The 3,468-nt window shown below is 53.7% G+C and carries 3 protein-coding genes; all 3 read right to left on the bottom strand.

The window, feature by feature from the left end; genetic code table 11:
- Positions 1–272: 272 nt before the first annotated feature.
- A complete protein-coding gene (locus AAAC48_RS01880; protein WP_340652545.1) occupies positions 273–692 on the bottom strand; it encodes a CBS domain-containing protein in 420 nt (139 codons plus the stop codon).
- A gap of 354 nt (positions 693–1,046) precedes the next feature.
- A complete protein-coding gene (locus AAAC48_RS01875) occupies positions 1,047–1,358 on the bottom strand; it encodes a helix-turn-helix domain-containing protein (protein ID WP_340652544.1) in 312 nt (103 codons plus the stop codon).
- Positions 1,359–1,379: 21 nt separating this feature from the next.
- Positions 1,380–2,714 (bottom strand): HipA domain-containing protein, encoded by a 1,335-nt coding sequence (locus tag AAAC48_RS01870; RefSeq protein ID WP_340652543.1) that lies wholly within the window; start codon positions 2,712–2,714, stop codon positions 1,380–1,382.
- Positions 2,715–3,468: the final 754 nt, after the last annotated feature.

The following is a 3,468-nucleotide window of genomic DNA, read 5'->3' as shown; positions in this document are numbered from 1 at the left end:
ACTGCAGTCTGCGCTCGTGAAACCGCGACGCTGGTGCAGAGGACAGCCAAACTCAATGCGAGTAGGAAACCCGCCCAGGTAGTCATCGCCCGGATCGTGGAAATGCACATTCTTATGCCCCCGACAGACGTTGACTTACTATACGTGGATTGTGCTGAAATGTCTCAAGAGTTCCGACAGCACCTACTGTCGGAACCGATCAGCGAGTGGTCGCTGAAACGCACCTACTCACCATAGATCAGCCCGCTCCGATATCGGTGTGCCCTCGGGCCCTAGGGGTGCGACGAGGAGACAGCCATCATCAGTTCTCCCATGAATTCCCGTCCGCTGTGGTGCGAAATATCGCCGACAGAGAGCATTCCGACCATCCGTTTACTATCGTCGATAACCGGCAGACGCCTAATCTGCTTTGATTCCATCAACCGTATGGCGTCTTCAACGGTCTCTTCGGCCCGGCAATAAACGATCCCCTTGGTCATGACATCTCGCGCCGTCAATGAAGCCGGATCCCTGCCGTTGGCAAGGGCTCGGAGCGCCATGTCTCGATCTGTGACCATGCCGATGAGGCGATCGTTCTCGCCGACCGGTACAGCGCCGATGTCATCGTTTCTCATAATTTTTGCGATTTGTGCCAGTGGGACATCAGGTGTGACCCAATTCACCCCCTTATGCATTGCTTCGGAGACTTTCATAACAACCTCCATATTTTGAAAGTGCTGGATTGCTAGAATAATACACCTTTTCGTGCCATGACGCACATTAACATCGGCAAATTCTCAGGCTGAGATGCCCAGTTGCTTGTCAACGGTGGCACGGGCGCAGAAGGTGGCGCTTGACGGAGGGACGTTGGCGCACGCCCAAGCGCTGTCCTTGGCAAGGATGTACTCCACTCAGATCCTTGAAATGAAGATCGGCAACATGCTGCTATTGGCTTGAAGGGACTCACGGTCATAGGTGCCATCGTTGCGCACAGGCATCCGGCATATTGAGGGAAGCTGGATCGCAATGCGATTGCGTGATGGATGACGCGTTCGAAACGCTAGCTTTCATTTGGCCAGAGGCGTTCGCGGTTCGTCCTCGCGTGCCGCTCTGGGGACGAAACCAACGGTAAAGCCGAACAACCTGGCGACCTTCTCCATCGTATCCAAGGTCGGATTTGCCGTACCAGCTTCCATCTCCGCAATCTGGCGTCGGGTCAAGCTGACGGTCTTTGCAAATTCCTCTTGTGTCATTCCAAAGCTTTTGCGGATTTCGACAATGGCGCCAGGAAAGCGCAGCGCACCGTTGCGGGATCTTTCTGCCAAAATCTGGCGCAGCTCGCGGATTTCCTCTTTGGTCGGCTTCTTCCATCGTGCCACGGAGTTATACTCCCACCATAGTTATTCGGAAATCGCCAAGACGCTGTCAGAAATCTCAGTGCATCGGGCCATTGCTCTGTCAAGGATATCAGGCTTTGCGCCCATCTCTTTCGCTATCTCGGGCGCGTGTCGAAGCCGCGCCGCGAACTGCTGAAGCTCTTTCAGTAGCCGTCTGTAATCGTCGTCGTCGGGGAAGAGTAATGCACTAATCCTCTGCCAATCGGGCAAATAATCGCTGTGCTGATCACGCATTGCGGCCCATCGAGTGGACCTGACGATGCCTTCGGTCGCAAGACGCATAGGAGCAAAATCGAACAAAGGCGAAAGCCTAATTCTGCCGTCGGAATGCTTGCTCAACGCAGAGTTTCGCCCATGATTGTCGGGATTTCCCAAAGCAAGGTTGGCGATATCCCGTTTCATATATTCGGCAATATCAGAAAAGGGATCAGACGAGAATTCCCTTAGTGCCTCAATGTAGGTCTCGTGATCGCCGATGTGACCAAATTCCGAAACACCGATCGCCGACACCAAGCTTTCCTGTCCGAGTCGAACGACAGTACCATTTTGGTCACTCTGCCGGTCAAAACGGGGAATGACGAGCACGCCATTGGCATATTGTGATGGCTCCAGGACATTGAGCCCAATTTCGGTCGCGATCCGTGAATAGAGCGCTTCACCTTCAAGAATGAGCTGGTCCGCCGGGTCACGGCTCCGGAGAAGCTTGACGATCACGTGACGCACCGCCTCATCGTCGGCAACAAAGCCATCGGGATAATATAGCCCATCCTGCGCTTGCGTCATCGAAACCTTGGGCCATTCACCTTGCAGGCCACTAGAACCGGACGCTAGCATGCCGAAGCGATCGACGACCTCGAGAAATAAATCCGAACGCTCAAAAATTGCCTGCTCTGTCACGCCTCTTCGTTCGACACCCTGCAAGCGATTGGATTCCGCCACCGCCGCTTCCTTTATGCGTAGATTACCAATCCCACTACTTGATGCACGAAGCAGGAGCGGAATATCCGCTTGCCGAGAGGTTTCGTCTAAACCAAGGTGATCGGCCAGCTTTCTACGAGCATGACCTTGCGGCATAAGATCAAGGAGAAATGCGGGCCAGTGGCGACTGTAGCGGTTTTCCAGATCAACGGGGTAGCGTACAGAAAGCGCGCGGCGGTCACGCACCGCCTGCCCTTTGCTGAAATCTTGTGATGCAGCTTCCACATAATATTCGAGATCGTAATCGACAACCGCAGCACCGCGATAGCCCAGTGCCTCATCCCGGAGCTCTAGTGTTCCGGCCTGATGCCAATTGCCATCATAATGGATCTGAAGAGACAAATGCATAAACATACCCATTTTGATGGGTCATATAATTGAATTATGTAGAGTTATCAACCCATCAAAATGGGATATTTTACGATTACCTTTGAGGTCGGAATCCTATAAATATGAAGAGGGCTAGACAATGAATCCATCACAGATTCCAATACGCAAAAGAAAGTCTCGCCCCATAGCCGAAGCGCCGGGCATGAAGCTGGTCCTGTCTGAAACTAAGCTGACCTTCGCCAACGACAATGGAGCGCCAGATTGGCTCGCAGACCGCAAACTGAGTCAATGGACCTCGCAATTGGCGAGAGGCTTCGAGAGTTTCGCTTGATGGCAGGCTTGACGCAACGCGAACTCGGGGAGGCAATCTGCCAGGCCCTCGATTTAAGCCCGATGGATTTCATCGGCCAATTTTGAGACCGATGAGACTGCAGAGAGTGGGCGCAATCAATCTCCGTCGAGTCTGCCAAGGCGATAGGGAACGGAAGCCAAAGCAATGTCGATCTGACGTGGTGGCACAAGAGCTAGCCGAGGCCGAGATCATAGAACGTGAAAAGCCCGCCAGCGTTCGGCCGCGACCTGAACGGTTGACATCCTCCTAATCGAAAGACAGTCTGGGCGTAGTCAGGGCAACGGGATAGTCTCGCCTGACCGTGAGGCCCGGCACTGCGAGGTGGCCAACCCGGGCCTCACTTCTTCTGTCTTTGCTAGCGTCAACGTGATTTGACGAAGACGCGTATGAAAGGCAGTCTTTTTGCAACGTTGTGGGTGCGGCGACTTGCAA

The sequence above is a fragment of the Phyllobacterium sp. genome, from assembly GCF_037994405.1.
Lineage (GTDB): Bacteria > Pseudomonadota > Alphaproteobacteria > Rhizobiales > Rhizobiaceae > Phyllobacterium.
The sequence above is the reverse complement of the archived record's forward strand: the minus strand, read 5'-3'. Positions and strand labels throughout refer to the sequence as shown.

Coding starts and splice junctions, on each gene's coding strand:
- AAAC48_RS01880 (WP_340652545.1), bottom strand. CDS start 692: ATGAAAGTCTCCGAAGCAATGCATAAGGGGGTGAATTGGGTCACACCT.
- AAAC48_RS01870 (WP_340652543.1), bottom strand. CDS start 2,714: ATGGGTATGTTTATGCATTTGTCTCTTCAGATCCATTATGATGGCAAT.